Here is an 18,065-nt window from a genome sequence, read left to right on the forward strand (position 1 = left end):
GTTTGTACTGACATATTTACAACATGACACGGAGGGTCCGATGGGCCCCGCCGCGCGGGTGTGGTGACGGCGCAAGAAGCGCCGCTGCGGCTACCTGCCGGGGACCCCAAGTTCGCCGGTGACATACTGCGCCTGCCCAAAACCAAACGACCAGTCCCCCGCAGTGTTCTCGACATAACCGATGAAAACGTCCCCGCCGGCGACCCCCGCGGCGGCCAGCCGGTCCGCAATGGCGGCAAACAGGGACTGCTTGGTGGCCTGACTGCGCCCGGCCTGGGTGAAGATCTGGATCATCACCACATCCGGCGTCCGCTCAAAGCCAAGCCCGGCATCCTGGGCGACAATCTGCCCCGCGGGATGTTCCGTCAGCACGTGGAAGTAGTCCCGCTCCGGAATGCCAAATTCAGCCACGATCGCGGCATGGATTCCCTGGCTGAGGCCGCGGAGCTGCTCCGCGCTGCGGCCCTGATTGACGTCGATTCGCACGAGAGGCACTCGCATCTCCTTCGGTAGTTTGTCCTGACATACTAACAAACTAATGCGGAGTCAGGCAAGGGTGTCCCCGCCGGCATACAGCAACGCGGGGTCACTTAGCGCCCATTGCGGAGCCCGGGATGGGCGCTAAGTGACCCCGCGTTGGGGTATTGCGCGGGCGAACGGCCAGGAGTAGCGTTAACAACCTAGAGGTTGATCAACTAGATCGTTGATTATGCAGGAGTTGATCAGCACCCGGCCGGGCAGAGATCCTGCTGGGCGGACCATGGGACGAGGAGGTGGGACACCGAGTGGAAACACGCGACGACGGCGAGCTCGACGCGGCCTTCCTGGCCCTCGCCGATCCGGTCCGCCGCCGCATCATTGCCCGGCTCAGCCGGGGCCCGGCCACCGTCAACGAACTGGCGGAGCCTTTCGCGATCACCAAACAGGCGGTCTCGAAACACATCCAGGTCCTCGAGCAGGCGCAGCTCGTCACGCGCACCCGTGACGCCCAGCGCCGGCCCGTGCATCTGAACCCCGCACGGCTGGAGGCGCTCACCGCCTGGATCGACCAGTACCGGCTGGTCCGCGAAGGGCAATTTCGCAGCCTTGACGCCGTGCTTGAAAACCGCGCCGCCCGTGGCGGCACACAGGCAAAGGACACATCATGAGCAACGCACTGACACTGACAGTCCCCGAGGGTCTGCCCTTCATCGATTACCAGCGGGAATTCGAGTTCCCCGTTTCCGAGGTCTTCCGGGCGCACAAGGACCCGGAGCTCGTGGCCCAGTGGCTCGGTCCGCGGCGGCTGAAGATGGACATCGACCACTACGATTTCCGCACCGGCGGCAGCTACCGCTACACCCACCTCGACCCGGACGGCACCTCCTACGGCTTCAACGGAGTCTTCCACACAGTCCGCGAGAACGAGTTCGCCATCCAGACCTTCGAATTCGATGGCTACCCCGACGTGGTGAGCATCGAGTACCTGACCTTCGAGGACCTCGGCAATGGACGGAGCCGCATCCGTGGCCATTCCGTCTACCCCACGCAGGAGGCACGCGACGGCATGGCGCAGTCCGGCATGGAGGGCGGCATGACCGAGGGCTACGAGCGGCTGGATGAGCTACTCAGCGGTGCGAAGGTTTAGGACCGCGCGGGTCCGGACTCAAAGAGCCAAAAAGTACGACGGCGGCAGGCCACCTTTGCCTGGAAGGTGGCCTGCCGCCGTCGTACTAGAGCCGTCGTACTTAAAGAAGCAACGCGGGGTCACTTCACGCCCATGCCACCGAGTGGAATGGGCCGCAAGTGACCCCGCGTTGCTGTTTTGCTGTGGTGCTGTATTTCTGTGGTGCTGGGACCTAGAGGGTCGCGAAGACCTCGCGCAGGAGCTTGGCGGTCTCGGACGGCGTCTTGCCGACCTTGACGCCGGCAGCCTCGAGGGCTTCCTTCTTGGCCTGCGCGGTGCCCGCGGAACCCGAAACGATGGCGCCTGCGTGGCCCATGGTCTTGCCTTCCGGAGCGGTGAAGCCAGCCACGTAGCCAACAACCGGCTTCGTGACGTGCGCCTTGATGTAGTCGGCGGCACGCTCTTCGGCGTCGCCACCGATTTCGCCGATCATGACGATCGCCTTGGTCTCCGGGTCAGCTTCGAAGGCTTCGAGGGCATCGATGTGGGTGGTGCCGATGACGGGGTCGCCGCCGATGCCGATGGCGGTGGAGAAGCCGAGGTCGCGCAGTTCGTACATCATCTGGTAAGTCAGGGTGCCGGACTTGGAGACGAGGCCGATGGGGCCCTTGCCCGTGATGTTCGCAGGCGTGATGCCGACGAGGGCCTCACCCGGGGTGATGATGCCGGGGCAGTTCGGTCCGATGATCCGGGTGACCTGCTTGCCGTTGGCGTCGACCTTGGACTGGGCCAGTGCCCAGAACTCGGCGGAGTCCTGGACCGGCACGCCTTCGGTGATGACCACGACGAGGCCGATGCCGGCCTCGATGGCTTCAACGACGGCGTCCTTGGTGAATGCCGGCGGCACGAAGACGATGGAAACGTCAGCGCCGGTTTCCGCCATGGCTTCCTTGACGGTGCCGAAAACGGTGATCTCGGCGTCGCCGTGCAGGACCGTGGTGCCGGCCTTACGGGCGTTGACGCCGCCAACAACGTTGGTGCCGGCCTTGAGCATCAGTGCGGTGTGCTTGGTGCCTTCGCCCCCGGTGATGCCCTGGACGATGACCTTGGAGTCCTTGTTCAGATAAATAGACATAGTCGAGTCCCTCTACTTCGCTGCGTTGGCGAGCTCGGCAGCCTTGTCGGCGCCCTCGTCCATGGTGGCGGCCAGAGTAACCAGCGGGTGGTTGGCCTCGGCCAGGATGCGGCGGCCTTCCTCAACGTTGTTGCCGTCGAGGCGGACTACCAGCGGCTTGTTCGCGGAGTGGCCCAGCTCGGCCAGTGCACCGACGATGCCCTTGGCGACGGCGTCACAGGCGGTAATGCCGCCGAAGACGTTGACGAAGACGGACTTGACCTGCGGGTCGCCCAGGATGACGTCGAGGCCTGCTGCCATGACCTCGGCAGAAGCTCCACCGCCGATGTCCAGGAAGTTGGCGGGCTTGACGTTGCCGTGGTGCTCGCCGGCGTAAGCAACGACGTCGAGGGTGGACATGACCAGGCCGGCACCGTTACCGATGATGCCGACTTCGCCGTCCAGCTTGACGTAGTTGAGGTCCTGCGCCTTGGCCTTGGCCTCGAGGGGGTCAGCCGCGTCCTTGTCTTCAAGGTGAGCGTGCTTGGGGTGACGGAAGTCGGCGTTCTCGTCGAGGGAGACCTTGCCGTCGAGGGCAACGATGTCACCGGCGCCGGTCAGGACCAGCGGGTTGACCTCCACGAGGGTGGCGTCTTCCTTCTTGAAAACGTCCCAGAGCTTCAGGATTACGCTGGCGACCTTGCCGCGCAGTTCCTCGGCGAAGCCCGCAGCGGCGACGATTTCGTCGGCCTTGGCCTGGTCGATGCCTACGGCCGGGTCGATCGCGATCTTGGCAAGGGCCTCGGGGCGCTCAACGGCGAGCTGCTCGATTTCCATGCCGCCTTCAACCGAGCACATGGCCAGGTAGTTGCGGTTTGCCCGATCCAGGAGAACCGAGAAGTAGTATTCCTCGGCGATGTCTGCACCCTGGGCGATCATCACACGGTGAACGGTGTGGCCCTTGATGTCCATCCCGAGGATGTTGGTGGAGTGTTCAAACGCGTCGTCAGCGGTCTTCGCGACCTTGACGCCGCCGGCCTTGCCGCGGCCTCCGGCCTTGACCTGCGCCTTTACGACAGTTACGCCGCCGATTTTCTCGGCAGCTGCCTTTGCTTCTTCAGGGGTGTGCGCCACGATGCCAGCAAGCACGGGTACACCGTGCGCCTCGAACATATCGCGCGCCTGATATTCAAACAGGTCCACGGTTTAGTGTCCTTCTACGTCGAAGTAGTTTCTGTACAGCCGGACCCCACGTACTCGCGGTTACCGGGCTGCGGAATAAACGCACCCTGCGACAAGCTTGGAAACGAGCCACACGGCGCAATGCTCCTCTGGGAACTCTAGTCCTTCGATCGGACCAGCCCGTTCCAGAGTACCGGTTATGTGAGTAAGGACACTATTCTATGGAGCGTAGAAAAACCGCTAGATTACGCGGTTTTTGGGGTGTCCGACGGCGTGCAGGAGGCCGAGGGGGCCGCTGCAGATGCGCTTTCGTAACGAACGCGCAAGCAGGCGGCGCCGGCGGCGTAGCGTACCGGCGCGGCCCCGTCTCCCGGGTCCGCTCCCAGCTCCCCTATGCGGCGAGCTGCGCGGCCAGCTAGGCGTCCAGCTTGGTCAGCGGCGCGTAGCGCAACAGCAGCCGCTTCTCGCCGACGTCGAACTTCACCTTGGCGACCGTCTTGTCCCCTGCGCCCTCAACCGCCAGCACGGTGCCGTTGCCGAAGGCCGTGTGGTTGACCTTGTCCCCCACGCTGACGGCGACGACTTCCTTCTGCGGCTGGACCCTGTTCTTGGCCACCGCGGCGGGTACCTCGGCGTTGAAGCCCGCGGACGGGCCGGCACCGGCGCCGCGGGCGGTCCCGGCACCCCAGAACGATCCGCCGTACCGGCTGGAGCCGATCCCGGCGCCGCTCCCCCAGCCCCCGCTCTGGCGGCTGGCGCCTTCGCGCTTCCATTCGACGAGCTCGGCCGGGATCTCCTCGATGAACTGGCTCGCGGGGTTGTACTGGCTCTGGCCCCACATGCTGCGCACCTCGGAGCGGGTCAGGTACAGCCGCTTCCGGGCCCGGGTCAGGCCCACATAAGCCAGCCGGCGTTCCTCGGCCAGTTCCTTGGGATCGGTGGCGGAGCGCTGGTGCGGGAACAGTCCGTGCTCCATGCCGGTGAGGAACACGACCGGGAATTCCAGGCCCTTGGCAGTGTGCAGGGTCATCAGTGTGACGACGCCGAGCCGCTTGGCCTCGGCGACGGCGGCATCGATGTCGGCCCCGGGCGCGTCCGGGATCTGGTCCGCGTCCGCCACGAGCGATACCTGCTCCAGGAAGGCTCCAAGCGAGCCTTCGGGGTTGTCGCGTTCGTATTCCCGGACCACGGCAACCAGCTCGGCAAGGTTCTCCACCCGCGATTCGTCCTGCGGGTCGGTGCTGGAACGCAGCCCGGCGAGGTAGCCGGTCTGTTCCAGTACGGCTTCCAGCGCCGCGGAAGCGCCGGAGCCGGAGGCCACCTCGGCGAGGTCATCGAGGAGTTTCACGAAGCCCAGCACGGCGTTGACCGAGCGTGTCGCCATGCCGGGGGCCTCGTCGGCGCGGCGCGCGGCGGCCATGAAGGAAATCCGGTCCCGCTGCGCGAGGGAGGCCACCGCCCCTTCGGCACGGTCACCGATCCCGCGCTTGGGTTCGTTGAGGATGCGGCGGAGGTTGACGTCGTCGTCCGGGTTGACCAGCACCCGGAGGTAGGCGAGGGCGTCCTTGATCTCCTTGCGCTCGTAGAAGCGGGTGCCGCCGACCACCTTGTACGGCAGGCCCACCCGGACCAGGACGTCCTCGATCGAGCGGGACTGGGCGTTGGTGCGGTAGAAAATGGCGACGTCGCCGGGGCGCAGGTTGCCCTCGTCCTGGAGCCGGTCGATCTCCTTCGCGATGAACTGGGCCTCGTCGTGTTCATTCTCGCCGACGTAGCCGACGATCTTCTCGCCGTCGCCCTCGGCCGTCCAGAGCCGCTTCTCCGGCCGGTTGGGATTGCGGGAGATCACCGAGTTGGCGGCGCTGAGGATGGTCTGGGTGGAGCGATAGTTCTGTTCGAGCTTGATGGTGCGGGCGTCCGGGTAGTCCTTCTCGAACTCCACGATGTTGCGGATGTCCGCGCCGCGGAACGCGTAGATGGACTGGTCGGAATCGCCGACGACGGTGAGCTCGGCGGCGTCGGGGCCCTCGCCGACGATCTCGCGCACCAGGGCGTACTGGGCGTGGTTGGTGTCCTGGTATTCGTCGACGAGGACGTGCCGGAAGCGGCGCCGGTAGGAGTCGGCGAGCGCGGGGAAGGCCCGGAACATGTAGACCGTCTCGGCGATCAGGTCATCGAAGTCCATCGCGTTGGCCTGGCGCAGGCGCTGGGTATACCCCTTGAAGACCTCGGCGACGGCCTGCTCGAAGGGATCGTTGTGGTTGGCGCTGGAGGAGTAGCTGTCGGCGTCGATCAGCTCGTTCTTGAGCGCGGAAATCTTGTGCTGGATGGCCTTGGGTGCGAAGCGCTTGGGGTCCAGATCCAGGTTCTTGGCCACCAGCGTGATCAGGCGCAGTGAGTCCGCGGAGTCGTAGATCGAGAAGTTGGAGTTCAGCCCGACATTCTTGGCCTCGCGGCGCAGGATCCGGACGCAGGAGGAGTGGAAGGTGGAGATCCACATGGTCTTGGCCCGGCCGCCGACCAGTGCCTCGATCCGTTCCCGCATTTCGGCCGCGGCCTTGTTGGTGAAGGTGATGGCCAGGATCTCGCCGTGGTGCGCCCGACGGGTGGCGATAAGGTACGCGATCCGGTTACTGAGCACGCGGGTTTTGCCCGAGCCCGCACCGGCCACGATCAGCAGGGCACTGCCGGCATGCTTGACCGCTTCTTCCTGCTGGGGGTTCAGCCCCTCCAGGAGTTCGCTGGCGCTCGGGAGCCGCGGACGGTCCCCCTCGTGGCCGCCCTCGTGGCGATCGCTGCTCGGGCCGTTGCCTGCGCTGTTTGCGCCCCAGCCGGGAGCGGAACCCACCGCGGCCGCACCTGTTCCGAGGGACGATTTTGTGGCCGCCGCCGTTCTGGAGGCAGCTTGGAAGGGTCCGTCGGCGTAAGGGTCAAACAACATATCCATGGTGTTAACAAGTCTAGGCGGTGCCACTGACGGCCGCGTCCGCCCCTGTGGACATGCCCTCCCCTGCCCGCGCCCAGAGGACATAATCCCCGTATGCCCAGCGCTGGCCGCTAGGAATGAGCCTGTCCCCCGGACACTTAGCTAGGGAGTGGGCATGCCCTCCGCAGCCCGCGCCGAGTGGACATAATCCCCTTAAGCACAGCTCTGGCCTCTAAGAATGAGCATGTCCCACGGACAGTTCACTAGTTCCCACGGAGACTCCGCTAGAGAGTGAGCTTGTCCTATGGAGGGTGTGCGGCGGAGCGAGCATGCGCTCCCTTGCCCGCGCCCAGTGGACATAGTCTCCATATGCTCAGCGCTAGCCGCGAAGAACGAGCATCCCCCACGGAGACTTCCCGCCCTGGCGGCAAAGAATGAGCATATTCCATGGAACCTCGCTGACGAATGAGCATGTCCCCCGGACACAAGCCGGCGCGACGCGCATGCCCTCCGCCGCCCGCGCCCAGTGGACATAGTCCCCTTATGCCCAGCCCCAGCAGCAAAGAATGAGCATGTCCCACAAAGATGGCAGCAAAGAATGAGCATGCCCTCCGGCCAGGTCCAGCTGGCGGGACGCCTAGCTCACGGCCCCGGAACTGAGCGCGGCACGCACCTGCCGCACCGCCGTCGTGCCTCCCGCGATGAACCAGTTGAGTCCGTTGACGCGAACGACGTCGGTGGCGCCCCCGGCCGCCTCTACGATCGCCTTTCCGGGCAGCCAGTCCCACTCAGGGCAGCTGTGCTGGAACCAGCACCCGAGTTCACCGTCCGCGACCCGGCCGAGATCGCAGGAGCCGGACCCGAACATGCGAAGCGCCGCTGCCGACGTCGCGGCTGCGTGCCAGGGCATGGCACACATTGGATCGGCAAGCCAGGTCGGGTGGATGTACGTTGCCGCGCCGAGTTCTGACAGCGGCGTGTCAGAACGCCCCGCGCCTCCGGATGCGCCGGGGAGGAACGAGACAAGTTTTTCGCCGTTGAGCGTTGCCGCCCGGGACGTCCCGCCGAGCCAGAGTTTGTCCTCCTCCGGCTGGAAGATGGCGCCGAGCCCTGCACCGGAGGAATCCTTCAGGGCAATGGCCGAGCACCAGTATGTGGACCCATGCAGGAAGTTGAAAGTCCCGTCGACCGGATCAATGACCCAGGTCCGGCCGCTGCTGCCCGCCACGGAGGCGCCCTCTTCGCCCAGGACAGAGTCATCGGGCCGGCAGCGCCGAAGTTGTTCGAGCACGTACGACTCGGCGGCGTGGTCGGCGGCCGTGACGACGTCCGAGACCGACGTCTTCTGCTTGCCCTCAAGCCCCGCCTGCCGCATCAACAGCGCGAGGGTGCCGGCCTCACGGACCAGGGCCTCGGCCAGTTGGTAGTCGTCCAGCGACGGGTCGAGATCTGCGGTGCTATGCCGGCCAAGCCGGTGTTTTCCTAGTTCGGTCACGCGTCCCAGACTATCGGCGCCCGCTGGCACTGAACAGCCGATGCACGAATGCGGTGCCGGGAGGCGTCAGAGAGCTTGTGCAGGGCGGCTGTGCAGGACGGGCGATAATGGAGCCATGGCCAAGACACCCGCGCAGCGGATCAAAAAGCACGGCGCTAACGCGGCGGTCCCCCAGCACCACCTCCCCCCAGTGATCAATCCGAGCACCGCCCGGACACCGCAGAAGGCACAGAGCAACAGCAATCTGATTGTGATCGCCGGCGTCGTGGCCAGCCTGTTCCTGTTCTGGTATCTCCACCTGCTCACGCTCAACCAGCTCACGCAATTGTCGGGCGGGCAGCCCATGCCGGATTCGTTGATCGGCGGCTTCGACCAGGGCTTCGTGGAGCAGTTGCGCGCGGCCATGGACGCCGACGCCAAGGGCCAACTGAACTACGTCCACAAGACGGCCGGCATGCTCTTCCCGCTGATCTTTGGCTTCACCTGGCTGCTGCTGATCGGAACCAACGTGGCCCGGAAATCCCTGCGCTGGGCGCTGTGGGCGTTGCCGCTGATCTTCGCGGCGGTCAGGCTGTGGGGCAACACCGTGATCGATGCAATGATGTCCGCCGGAACCCTCGACGGCGGTCAGGTCGCGCTGGCATCCATGCTCACCGTGGCCGGCTGGGCACTCCTGGCGCTGAGCCTCGTCGCCGGCGGCGCGGCCGTATTCCTGGGCCGCAAAGCTGCCGCTGCTTCACCTGCCACGGGGCATGTCCAGCCTTAGCCACGGCCGCTGAAGTCTTCCCTCGCGCTCGGGCCTAGAACATGGGACATGTCCAGCCTTAGTCGCGGCCCCTGGACTCATCCCTCGCACTCGGCCTAGAACACGGGGCATGTCCATGCTAGGCCCGCCCCGTGGACATTCTGCTGTTATGTCCAGTCCTCACCGCCAAAGGAGGGCATGTCCACCCCAGCCCCAGACTGGGCACGTCCACCCACCCGTGCCTGAGACATGCATAGTCCTCATCGCCAGCGGAGAGCATGTCCAGCTTTAAGCCCTGGTTAGGGCAGGTCCACCCGTCTGTGCGAGGGGCTTGCCCAGTCCTCACGGCCAGCAGAGTGCGTGTCCACGTCAGCGGAGGGTCAGGGCACGTCGTTTAGGAATTCAAGGGCCTGCTCAGCACGCTGCGGAGCGCCTGCCTTTTCAAACTGATCGGCGGCCTCCAGCAGATAGTTTCGAGCCTCGACCGAGTTTCCTAAGGCGGCGTGGGAGCGGCCCAGAAGCAGATATGCCTCGCCCAGTATTTGCGGCGACGTCTTTTCGGGGACCGGGAAAATCTCATCAAGAGTATCAACCGCCGATTTCTGATCCCCCGCCAGGAAATTCCAGTGGCCGCGGTTCAGCTTGAGCAATATGTGATCTTCTTCGGTGCCGCCAATGACGTCGGTGGCGAGTTCCGCACGTTCAATACAGCGCAGCGTGTCCGAATCCGCAACGTCGGCGGCGAGGCGCATGGCCGCGGAGGCCTTGTTGAATTTGGCCCAAACATTGAGGTTTCGAGCCGGTGAAAAAGTGCCGGCCGCGAGCTCGTGATAATGCAGCCCCTCGGCGATTTTGCTGCAAAGAAACGCGACATTACCGATGACCCAGTACGCTTTGCCCACCAACTGATCATCGACTTCACCCGAAATGACGTCGGCCATGATGAGGCTTTCCGCCCACGCTTCGTCAAGCCTTCCGCTGTCGGCGAGGGCCGCAATGAGCGCCTGCCGGGCCTTGACTGCGATCTCGACGTCGTCCTCGCCTTTCATGAGATCCGCCGCGATTCTGGCCTCGTCGGCGGCCTCTTCGAGCAGACCCATGCCCCGGCGGGTCAGGGCCAGGAGGATGTGCACCTGAGCCTGGAGCTGCCGGTTGCCGTCCTGGGGTTCCGCGATCAACGTGCCGGCAAGTTCCGCACAGGCTTCAATGTCTCCGGCGGCAATGAGGCTCTCGGCCCGGAACAACGTCATGTGCCACCACGAAGACGAATCACCCTCGGCACTGGCAATGTCTGCCGCCGCCCGTGCGGCGTTCGCTGCCTCGCGGAAGTCGTGGCTGGACCGGTGTTCGCGCGCCTGCAGCTCTGCAGCGGCGTACGAGGGAGAAACGGAGCTTTGTTGCATGTCTCAATTATCCGTTGCCGCGGGAGCGGAAACGAACAAACCGCGCAAGCAAGACCTGCGCAATATTGACTCAGGACTTCCGCAGCTTCGCGCGAATAACACGAAACCATTCATTGCGGAACGAAACGTTATACAACGGCGTGTCGTTTAGCCCTATACTAAATCTGCACCACATGTCACATGAGTCACATCAGCCTCTTACGTATCAGGAGTCCTAATGAAGAAGACCCTTGCAACACTCCTCGTCGCCGGTGCGTTGGCCGCCGCTGGTCTGTCTGCCTCCGCAGCGATTTCTGCTGCAGCTGACACCTCCGGACAGAGCACGGTCGCCGCTATCGGCTGGTGGCCGGACTCCATCAAGAAGTAACGGAGACTGCATTGACAGGCGGCGGGTGTCGGAACTGATTCCGACACCCGCCGTCGTTGTTTAACCTTCGGCCTGCATCGCGCAACAACCATCAGGCCCGGAGCCACAAACGCTATTTACCCCCGCCAATCAACGCCATAATCTCCGCCGCCGGGGCCGGCCGGCCGAAATAGTAGCCCTGGCCGCTGCCGCAGCCCATCTCCCGGAGCACGTCGGCCTGCTCCGCCGTCTCGATGCCCTCGGCCAGCGCCTTGAGTCCGCAGGCGTGGATCAGATGCAGCACCGCGGCCACGAAGTCCCGCTGCTCCTCGTCGTCGCCCAGGCCGCTGATCAGGCTCCGGTCGATCTTGACCACGTTCACCGGCAGCTTGCGCAGGTAGCTGATGGAGGAATAGCCGGTGCCGAAGTCATCGATCTCGAGCTGGACCCCGAGGCGCCGCAGGCCGTTGAGCGAATACTGGTCCACGTCCCCGCCGTTGACGGCCATCGACTCCGTCAGTTCCACGATCAGGTTCGACGCATCCACGCCAGTCTCCCTGAGGATGTCGCGCACATGTTCGATCAGTTCGAGGTTTTGAAGTTCGGTGGTGGAAATGTTGACGCGGACGTTGAACGTGCTGTCCACCTGCTGTTCCTGCTGCCATTGCCGTAATTGACGCACTGCATTGCGCAGCACCCAGTGGCCCAAGTCAACGATCATGCCGGTTTCCTCGGCCAGGGGAATGAACTGATCCGGCATGAGAAGTCCACGTTCCGGATGGTTCCACCGGACCAGCGCCTCGACGCCCTCGATCCGGCCCGAGGCGAGGTCCACCACCGGCTGGTAGTGCAGGGTTAGCTGGTCCTGCAGGATGGCTTCGCGCATTTCCGTAATCATGACGCTCTGCAGCCGGCGGGCGTACAGCAGGGCGGGTTCGAACACTTTGATGCTGCTGTGCGGTTGTGCCTTGGCCGCGTACATCGCCGTGTCGGCCTCCATGACCAGATCGTCAACTGACTGGCCGGGTTCCGCGATCCGCAGGCCGATGCTCGTTCCGCAGGTGATTTTCAGGTCACCGACGTCGAGGCTCTCACTGAGCGCCGTTAGGATCCTGTTCGCCACTCTCCGTGCCCGGACCAGATTGGACTTCGGCAGCATGACGGCGAATTCGTCGCCGCCGAGGCGCGCCACGGTATCCGTCTCGCGGACGGCGTTCTGGAGGCGGCGCGCGATGACCCGCAGGACGTCGTCGCCGGCACTGTGCCCCAGAGTGTCGTTAATGCCCTTGAAGGAATCGAGATCGAGAATCAGCAGTGCCGGCGGCATCTCGCCGCGCGAGGACTCCGCCAGGGCATGGCTCAGGACCGAGTTCAGTGCAGTCCGGTTGGCGAGTTGGGTCAGGGGGTCAGTGAGCGCCATGCGTTCGAGTTCCACCTGCGCCGCCCGCAGCATGGCCGTGCGGCTTTCGACCCGGTCCTCCAGCTCCTGGTAGATGGTCTGCAGGTCATCGGCCATCAAGTTAATGCCGGCAATTACCGCGGCCACGTCGTCACGCGCTCCGGAATGCGGGATCCTGGTGCTCAGATCGCCCCCGGCGATCCGCACGATGCCTTCCACGAGGGCGTGCAGCCTGGGGTCCGGCGCCTCATTCTTCACGGACATGCTGCCTTAGCCATTCGACGGCCGCGGACTCTGAGGTGAAGAACTGCGCGGGGATCGTCTCGCTTCTGGATCGCAGGAGGTAGTGGGCAATGACCCGGTCCACCGGGCTCTCGCCTACCAGCGCGAACGCCGTTGCCGCTATGGAACCGCTGTAAACCTGCCGCGCCTCCATATTGACGCCGACGACGCCGGTGATCACCAAGAGCACCGGCATCCGCCGTCCCGCGGCGAGGGAACGGACGGTTTCACCGGCGATGCGCGCCTCGGGACCCTCGATCTCTTGGTTGGCGGGCAGCAGGACCTCGATGATTCCGCCGTCGAGCATCCGCACGCCGATGGCCCGGCTGGCAAGGCCATCCACGAAGGCCCCGTCGATCGCCCGGGCCGCTGCAACGGCCGCCGCATCCGGGATGGTGCCGGCGGCGCCGACCGCGGCGCCGGCTGCCTCGTCGGGCGACGCCGCCTCAGGCAACGCCGCCTCAGGCAACTGCTCATCAGCCAACGCCCCCTCCGGCAGCCGTTCGTCCGGCCCGGCCAGGGCCTCGAGCGTCATCGGACCGCAATCCGACGTCGGCGGTCCGCGGAGCCTCGGAGGTCACGGTTCAGCCGTCGGTCGCCGTGATAGAGAATCGTTTCCCAGTCGACTTCCTCTGCAGTCTTGGCAATCACGGGGCTCTCCTGCACTTTCTTGGGCCGGGGGCTGACATACAGCCAGTTAACCATCCCGAGGAAGATATCCACCGCGGAGTTGAAGACTCCGATGTAGGCCCGGATCGCGCCCGCGGCCAGGACCGCGTTGACGGTGGCGAAGGCCACGTTGCCCCAGTTCCCTACTTGCGCGTCGCGCCAGACGGTCAGCAATGAGAAGGCGACAATCGCGTACGGCGTGAGGACGTAGATTGCCGGGGCCGCTGTGCGGTCCTTGACCTTGGGGGTGCGGGCGAAGGGAATCTTGTCACCGGTGACTGCCTGCTGCAGCGACTTCAGCACGCCCGCCAGGTTGACCGGCAGCAGCACCAGGTTGAAGCCGTAGATCCGGAGGATGTCGCTGAAGCGGTGCCCGCAGTCGCGCAGGTCGCTGCCCATGGCGAGGAAGTACGGCAGGGCCGCGAGGAACACGATCGGGCTCAGCAGCCGGCTGTCATAGGGGTAGGCCAGGAGGAAGACGAGGCCAAAGCTTGCCCAGGCGATGGACGCCATGTAGTTCACCCGGAGCAGCACCTCCCGGAACAGGATCGCGCGGCGCTCGGACCTGTGCTGCCGGAGCTGGACCCACAGCTTGGGCAGGATCAGCAGGCCGCCATTTGCCCAGCGCCGGCGCTGGACCACGAGCGAGCCGAAGTCCGGGGGCGTGGCGCTGTAGCTGAGCCGTTCCGGATAGTTCACCAGGGTCCAGCCGTGCTGGCCGAGGTCGATACTGGACTCGGTGTCTTCAATGACGGTCCGGTCCTGGATGTAGGTCCGGATCTCGAAGCCGCCAGTGGTCTCCACCTCGACGATGTCCTCCAGGGCGCGCTTGCGGATGACGGCGTTGGCGCCCACCCAGAAGGTCGCACCGTAATAGCTCATGCCCTGGTGGAGGATGTGCTGGAGGTCAGTCGTGGCTCCGGCGACCCGCTCGATGCGGGTGGGGGCGCCACGGAAGGAAGAGTACGGCGTCTGGGTCACCGCGACGCGCTCGTTCCCGGCCGATTCCAGGAAGTAGACCAGCCGGAGGCAGTAGTCCCGCAGAAGCAGCGAATCGGCGTCGAGCGTCAACAGATAGGTCGTGTCACGGACCTCCATCATCTCGGCGTCCGTGGCAGGAACGACGCCGTCCGCCACCTTGCGCAGGACCACGCCGTCGGCGGTGGTTTCCTTGTGCCAGGTGTGGCCCATCAGCGAAATGTAGGCGTTGAGGTTCATGGCCTTGTTCGCCTCGTGTGACAGGCTGGCGTACTTCTTGCGTTCGAACGTTTCGGTGGAGACGTTGAAGATCCAGGTCAGCCGCAGGTACAACTCTTCGATCCGCGAGCGCGGCGGCGAGGTCTGCTGGGCCAGTGCGCCGTTCAGTCCCAGGAGCACGAGCCTCAGCTCGCGGGCCAGGCCCATCAGTACGAGGTCGACAAAGAATTCGTCGACGTGGTCCTCGACTGTTTCGCCGGCCGCCATCGATTCAAGCCATGCGGCGGCTGCCTCATATTCGGCGATCAGCAGAGCCACCTCGGCAGCCTGGCCGGGTCCGGCCGGCTTACCCCGGCGCCGGAAATCGGCCAGGGCGGCGTTGAAGCGGGCGGCCGGGACGCTGAGCTCGGCGGCGATCTCCGCGGTCAGCGAACGGGTTTTGTCCAGCCGGGCCGCGTCGCCGAGGTCCGAGGGGTGCGGCGGATCATCGAGGAGCAGGACCACCTTGAGATCCGGGAACTCTTGCAGGGCCGCGGACCAGAGCGTGGCGCGCACCACCTGGGGTTCTTCCGCGTACGAGGGCACCAACACCGTGATGCCCTCGGAATAGTCGGCGAAGTGCCGGTCCAGCTCGCCGCGCGGCACCCTGGTGTGGTCGCGGAACCGATAAAGGGCCCCCTGCCGGGCCAGGAGATACATGAGCGCAGAAAATGTCAGGAATGTTACGACGACAAGATAGGAAACCGTCTCAAACTGAAACCTGAAACCTGCATTGGGGTTGTCAGCGAGCTCTTTCAGAATTGTCGAAATGACGTAAGTTATCCAGGCCGCCAGCGTGGTGAGAATTCCCAGTCGGCCAAGGATTATTTTGCGCCGGGACGGTCTCGGATGAACAATGGACAGCGGCTCGGAACGCCGCTCGGCCCCCCATTGACGGCGCCGGACCGCACCCTTTTGTTCGGTGATAACGCTTTCCGCTTCTACGCGCGGCAAGACAAGCTGATCTGGCATTAGTCCCCATAAGACTGCAAAGTCGGCAGATTGGCGCGCGCCTACGGCAAAACCCGCACGCCGCACCGGAATGTTCCGGTGAGTGCCCTTATGATAATGCAAGGTCAGACGCTTGCCGGACATCAGACACCCCGGAAATTACACAGGCTTATACCGGCAGCGGGCGCGTGCCCGGCTGTCCAACTAAAGACGCACAAGGGGGGCCCTGTGTCCGAACGATTCCCAGGCCGCAAACTATCGGCAGTCCGGCTGGGCGTGCTCATTGGCGCCGTGGTTGCTGCCGCCGCCAGCGGCGTGGCCGCGTGGGGCAACTTCCAGGATGTAAGGGCAGCCGAGGCCATCCCGTCCGTTTTCTCCGGATATGTGGACGTCACAGCCACCCCGCGGTACGCCTTCGAGGCCCCGGTCTCCAAGGAAGCCCAAAACGTCGTACTGTCCTTCGTTGTCGCCGACCCCAAGGATCCGTGCGCGCCTTCCTGGGGCGCCGCCTACTCACCCTCCGACGCCGCGTCCGCGCTGGACTTGGACCGGCGCGTGGCACGCCTGCAGCAACTCGGCGGCACCGTGGCCGTATCCTTTGGCGGCCTGACCAACCAGGAACTTGCCGTGAGCTGCACAGATCCTGCCAAGCTGAAGGCGGCCTACGGCACCGTCGTCGACCGCTACAACGTCAGCAGCATCGACCTGGACGTGGAAGGCGAGGCCCTTTCCAACGCGGCAGCCATAGAACGGCGGTCCACCGCCGTCGCCGCGCTGCAGAAGGACCGCCAGCGCGACGGCAAGTCCCTGAGCGTCTGGCTGACCCTGCCGGCTGATCCCAACGGCCTCACGACGGCGGGCACAGACGCCGTGAAACGGATGATTGCCGCAGGCGTCGACCTCGCCGGAGTGAACGCCATGACCATGGACTACGGCGGGAGCAAGTTGCCGGGCCGGTCCATGTTTGAGAACGCGGCGTCCGCCGCGGAAGCCACCCACCGGCAGCTGACCGGTTTGTACCAGGCGGCCGGCAGCGAACTCGGCAGCGAAACCGTATGGCGCAAGGTCGGCCTGACGCCGATGATCGGCCAGAACGACATCGCCGGCGAGATTTTCACACTCAAAGACGCGCAGGAGCTCAGCGCGTACACAAGCGCCCACGGAATCGGCAGGCTTTCCATGTGGTCCCTGAACCGTGACCGCACCTGCAGCCAGAATTTTCCCGACGTCACGAAGGTCTCGGATGGCTGCAGCGGCGTGGACCAGGGAAGCTCATCCTTCGCCACGATCCTCGGCGCGGGCGTCATGGCCAGCCCGGCAGCGTCCCCGGCCGCTGCGGCTGCCCAGACCCCGGTCCCGGCTGTCAGCGACAACCCCTCCACCAGCCCGTATCCGGTGTGGTCAGAAAACACCGCCTACGCCGCCGGCGAGCGGATCGTGTGGCATTCAAACGTGTACGAGGCCAAATGGTGGACCCGCGCTGACACCCCGGATGATCCCGTCCTGCAAGGCACCGCGACCCCCTGGCGCATCATTGGGCCGGTCCTGGCAGCAGACAGGCCGACGCCGCAGCTGACGGCCCCGGCCGGCACGGCCCCGGCGTGGCAACCGGCCAAGGTCTACCGCAAGGGCGACCGGGTGCTGTTCGAAGGCCGGGTCTTCGAAGCAAAATGGTGGACCCAAACCGACAGTCCCGAGGCTGCGCTGCAGGGATCGCCGGAGTCGCCGTGGTCCAAGCTGCGGGACGAGGAACTCATGAAGATCATGGCCAAAGCGACGGCGACTGCTGCGCCGGCTCCCTAGAGGCCCTGCTCCATCCGACTATCGTCGGCGGGCCTGCGTCAGCAGGCCCGCTGACGCGCGTCAGGGCCCCTTGTGGGCCCGCTGACGCGCGTCAGACCCCGGCTCGGGGGCCCGCCTCAGCGGGCCTGGGCCCGAGCAAGCTTGCGCACAGTGCGTTCGTGCTGCACCCGCTGGGCGATGACGAGGCCGGCCGCTGCGATGCCAAGCGTTATGGGGTATCCCATGAGCCGCTCCAGGGTGCCTGGTTCCGGCACGTGCATGCCCGTCAGCCCGCCCGCAATGAGTGCCGCCAGTGACACGGCGCCGCAGGCCAGGATGAACCACCCGAGCGGCGTCTGCCGCAGCCAAAGCCAGCCGAGGACCAGGAGCGCCAGGGCCCCGGCCGCGAAGTACATCAGGGCGCCGGCCACATGCCAAGCCGATCCCGTGTCTTCTGGCACCAGGCCCACGATGATCGTTCCTGCCCCGGCGGTGCCGGTCAGCATCCGGGCAGCGGCCGCTGCCACCACCCCGGCGCCCCAGCGCGCCCGGCCCGGCCCCCGGCCGCGCCGGATGGGCACGCCGGGCCGCGCAGCACAGCACATCAGCGCCGAGCCGAGCAGCAGGGCACCGACCACCATGCCGAGGCCTTGAATCACAAAGGACGCGTTCATCAGCAGATGCGCCGGCGAGCAGACGTCCCGGCCGCCGAAATCCCCGCACGCCAGGGCCCCGAGGTCGCTGATGTAGCCGGTGCGGCGGCTGTATGGTTCCTCTCCCGCCCAGGCGCCGATCACGGCCGCCTCCGCCACGAAATACTGCAGCACGCTCAGCTTCGCCAAGGCACCGACGTAAAACCGTGTCGCGGCCACATCCGGGTAGTAGAGGGCTCCGGCGGAAAGCTCGGTGGTTCCTGCAGTCATGCCAAG

At 65.3% G+C, this 18,065-nt stretch carries 15 protein-coding genes; 5 read left to right on the forward strand and 10 right to left on the reverse strand.

The window, feature by feature from the left end:
* Positions 1 to 90: 90 nt before the first annotated feature.
* Positions 91 to 495: a tautomerase family protein gene (locus AC1DKQ_RS11340; RefSeq protein WP_476884998.1), complete on the reverse strand. Its 405-nt coding sequence runs from the start codon at positions 493 to 495 to the stop codon at positions 91 to 93.
* Between the two features lie 290 nt (positions 496 to 785).
* Here AC1DKQ_RS11340 and AC1DKQ_RS11345 point away from each other — a divergent pair, with 290 nt between their 5' ends.
* Complete coding sequence (locus AC1DKQ_RS11345) at positions 786 to 1,148, forward strand: ArsR/SmtB family transcription factor (RefSeq protein WP_476884999.1); 363 nt, start codon at positions 786 to 788, stop codon at positions 1,146 to 1,148.
* Positions 1,145 to 1,627, forward strand: coding sequence for an SRPBCC family protein (locus tag AC1DKQ_RS11350; protein ID WP_476885000.1), 483 nt, complete (start codon positions 1,145 to 1,147; stop codon positions 1,625 to 1,627). Before AC1DKQ_RS11345 ends, AC1DKQ_RS11350 begins: the two co-directional genes overlap by 4 nt.
* A gap of 211 nt (positions 1,628 to 1,838) precedes the next feature.
* Here the strand turns inward: AC1DKQ_RS11350 and sucD are convergent, their stop codons facing one another.
* The 4 genes from sucD to AC1DKQ_RS11370 all read right to left on the reverse strand — a co-directional run bounded on the left by sucD (position 1,839) and on the right by AC1DKQ_RS11370 (position 8,323).
* The gene (gene sucD / locus AC1DKQ_RS11355) at positions 1,839 to 2,741 is read right to left on the reverse strand and encodes a succinate--CoA ligase subunit alpha (RefSeq protein WP_028275595.1); all 903 of its coding nucleotides are present in this window, start codon (positions 2,739 to 2,741) and stop codon (positions 1,839 to 1,841) included.
* Between the two features lie 12 nt (positions 2,742 to 2,753).
* Positions 2,754 to 3,923 carry an ADP-forming succinate--CoA ligase subunit beta gene (sucC, locus tag AC1DKQ_RS11360; protein WP_476885001.1) on the reverse strand — a complete coding sequence of 390 codons (1,170 nt, stop codon included), beginning with the start codon at positions 3,921 to 3,923 and terminating at the stop codon, positions 2,754 to 2,756.
* Between the two features lie 394 nt (positions 3,924 to 4,317).
* Positions 4,318 to 6,843, reverse strand: a complete 2,526-nt coding sequence (pcrA, locus tag AC1DKQ_RS11365) for a DNA helicase PcrA (protein WP_476885103.1) — start codon at positions 6,841 to 6,843, stop codon at positions 4,318 to 4,320.
* Between the two features lie 622 nt (positions 6,844 to 7,465).
* Complete coding sequence (locus AC1DKQ_RS11370; protein WP_476919038.1) at positions 7,466 to 8,323, reverse strand: inositol monophosphatase family protein; 858 nt, start codon at positions 8,321 to 8,323, stop codon at positions 7,466 to 7,468.
* A 115-nt stretch (positions 8,324 to 8,438) separates the two neighbouring features.
* Between AC1DKQ_RS11370 and AC1DKQ_RS11375 the strand changes: the two genes are divergently transcribed.
* The gene (locus AC1DKQ_RS11375; RefSeq protein ID WP_476885003.1) at positions 8,439 to 9,089 is read left to right on the forward strand and encodes a hypothetical protein; all 651 of its coding nucleotides are present in this window, start codon (positions 8,439 to 8,441) and stop codon (positions 9,087 to 9,089) included.
* 359 nt (positions 9,090 to 9,448) lie between these two features.
* Here AC1DKQ_RS11375 and AC1DKQ_RS11380 read toward each other — a convergent pair whose 3' ends face one another.
* Complete coding sequence (locus tag AC1DKQ_RS11380) at positions 9,449 to 10,471, reverse strand: tetratricopeptide repeat protein (protein WP_476885004.1); 1,023 nt, start codon at positions 10,469 to 10,471, stop codon at positions 9,449 to 9,451.
* Positions 10,472 to 10,688: 217 nt separating this feature from the next.
* Here AC1DKQ_RS11380 and AC1DKQ_RS11385 point away from each other — a divergent pair, with 217 nt between their 5' ends.
* Complete coding sequence (locus AC1DKQ_RS11385; protein ID WP_377987686.1) at positions 10,689 to 10,838, forward strand: hypothetical protein; 150 nt, start codon at positions 10,689 to 10,691, stop codon at positions 10,836 to 10,838.
* A 112-nt stretch (positions 10,839 to 10,950) separates the two neighbouring features.
* On the opposite strand, the gene AC1DKQ_RS11390 is transcribed toward AC1DKQ_RS11385, so the two are convergent.
* Genes AC1DKQ_RS11390 through AC1DKQ_RS11400 form a run of 3 tightly spaced genes read right to left on the reverse strand, consistent with a single transcriptional unit; the run spans position 10,951 to position 15,063 of the window.
* Positions 10,951 to 12,480, reverse strand: coding sequence for a putative bifunctional diguanylate cyclase/phosphodiesterase (locus tag AC1DKQ_RS11390; RefSeq protein WP_476885005.1), 1,530 nt, complete (start codon positions 12,478 to 12,480; stop codon positions 10,951 to 10,953).
* Positions 12,464 to 13,033, reverse strand: a complete 570-nt coding sequence (locus AC1DKQ_RS11395) for a DUF7793 family protein (RefSeq protein ID WP_476919039.1) — start codon at positions 13,031 to 13,033, stop codon at positions 12,464 to 12,466. The genes AC1DKQ_RS11390 and AC1DKQ_RS11395 overlap by 17 nt, the downstream gene beginning before the upstream one ends.
* Positions 13,030 to 15,063: a glycosyltransferase family 2 protein gene (locus tag AC1DKQ_RS11400; protein ID WP_476919040.1), complete on the reverse strand. Its 2,034-nt coding sequence runs from the start codon at positions 15,061 to 15,063 to the stop codon at positions 13,030 to 13,032. Before AC1DKQ_RS11400 ends, AC1DKQ_RS11395 begins: the two co-directional genes overlap by 4 nt.
* A gap of 519 nt (positions 15,064 to 15,582) precedes the next feature.
* Between AC1DKQ_RS11400 and AC1DKQ_RS11405 the strand changes: the two genes are divergently transcribed.
* Positions 15,583 to 17,157, forward strand: coding sequence for a chitinase (locus AC1DKQ_RS11405; RefSeq protein WP_476919041.1), 1,575 nt, complete (start codon positions 15,583 to 15,585; stop codon positions 17,155 to 17,157).
* 116 nt (positions 17,158 to 17,273) lie between these two features.
* On the opposite strand, the gene AC1DKQ_RS11410 is transcribed toward AC1DKQ_RS11405, so the two are convergent.
* Entirely contained in the window at positions 17,274 to 18,059 is a 786-nt protein-coding gene (locus AC1DKQ_RS11410) for a DUF998 domain-containing protein (protein ID WP_476919042.1), read from the reverse strand.
* Between the last annotated feature and the right edge of the window lie 6 nt (positions 18,060 to 18,065).

The sequence above is a fragment of the Arthrobacter sp. 05L421 genome (assembly GCF_056397785.1).